Source organism: Corynebacterium sp. CMW7794 (assembly GCF_001563605.1).
Taxonomy (GTDB): domain Bacteria; phylum Actinomycetota; class Actinomycetes; order Mycobacteriales; family Mycobacteriaceae; genus Corynebacterium; species Corynebacterium phoceense.
The window spans coordinates 1-1,307 of sequence record NZ_KQ961751.1 but is presented as its reverse complement, the minus strand read 5'-3'; the positions used below and the strand labels follow the sequence as shown (position 1 = coordinate 1,307).

Annotated in this window: 1 pseudogene; it reads right to left on the bottom strand. The window is 54.8% G+C overall.

The window, feature by feature from the left end:
• Nucleotides 1-30 precede the first annotated feature (30 nt).
• Nucleotides 31-1,258: pseudogene (locus tag HMPREF3227_RS12935) on the bottom strand (IS3 family transposase).
• Nucleotides 1,259-1,307 lie beyond the last annotated feature (49 nt).

Here is a 1,307-nt window from a genome sequence, read left to right as displayed (position 1 = left end):
TGAAGCGTCCTGGGTTTAGTTCCGCTTCTTTTACGGCCCTGTGTTGATGGGCTGGGTGAGATAGTACTCGGTTTCTACTTCCTGTGGGGTAGCGTAGTCCAAAGCTTCATGAAGCCGCTTGGTGTTCCACCAATGCACCCACCGCAAGGTGGCCAATTCGACTTCTCCGACCGACGTCCACGGGCCCCGGGCATGAATCAGTTCAGCCTTGTAGAGACCATTGACTGTTTCGGCTAGAGCATTGTCATAAGAATCGCCGACTGTTCCCACACTCGGACGGATTCCGGATTCCGCTAGCGCAGTGGAATACTTCAGTGACACATACTGGCTGCCCCGATCACTATGGTGAATTAACTGGTTTCCATGGATTCGTCCTGCAGTCGTTAACGCATGCTCCAAAGCCTCCATGGGCAGCGCATCGGTACGCATCGTCGAGCGTGTAGCAACACCAACAATTTTTCGGCTGAATACATCCACGACAAACGCGGTATAGGCGAATCCTGACAGGGTGCGAACGTAGGTAATGTCGGCAACCCACAACCTGCCTGGTGCCTGCGCACGGAAGTTTCGGCACACAAGGTCCGGGCGATGATCCGGTGTCTTCGGGCTAATCGTTGTCACAGGGGTTCGCCCACGTCGGCGGCCGGAAACACCTGCTAGCTTCATCAGTCGTGCAGTCTTATCGCGGCCGATATGAAAGCCTTCACGGTTCATCGCGTGCCACATTTTGCGGATGCCGTAGACCGAGAAATTCTCCGCATGCACACGCTGTATCTCTGGGATAAGCAGGCTATCGCTTAAGGTCCTTGCGCTGGGAACACGAGTGGTCGCCTTGCGGTAGCCACGAGAGGTGATGAATCCACGATCTGCCTGTTTTAGAACTCTGCAGATGGGCCCGGGCCCCAAACTGATCTTTGTACGCGTCGATGTAGGAGATCATTTGGTCGTGGGTCGGTCGAGTTCCGCTGCGAAAAAAGCCGAAGCTGTCTTAAGAATCCCGTTTGCTCGTTTTAGTTCGCGGTTTTCACGGCGCAGACGCCCCAAGCTCTTCTTCCATTGTCTCGCCGCCTGAAGCGTCAGAGTCATCACGTACTGAAGCGCTGTCACGGTACCAGGCCCGCAACGTGTGGTGAGATACTCCAAGGAGCTCACCGACCTCCGTGTAGGCGCGTTGGAGTGAGCAAGACTCCAGGCGGACCATTTCGATGATCTGATGGACCGCCTTCTCCTTGAACTCGACGGAATACTTTCTAGGCATAGTTCAATCCTTCCTTAGCTGAGGTAGGAACTAAACCCAGGACGCTTCA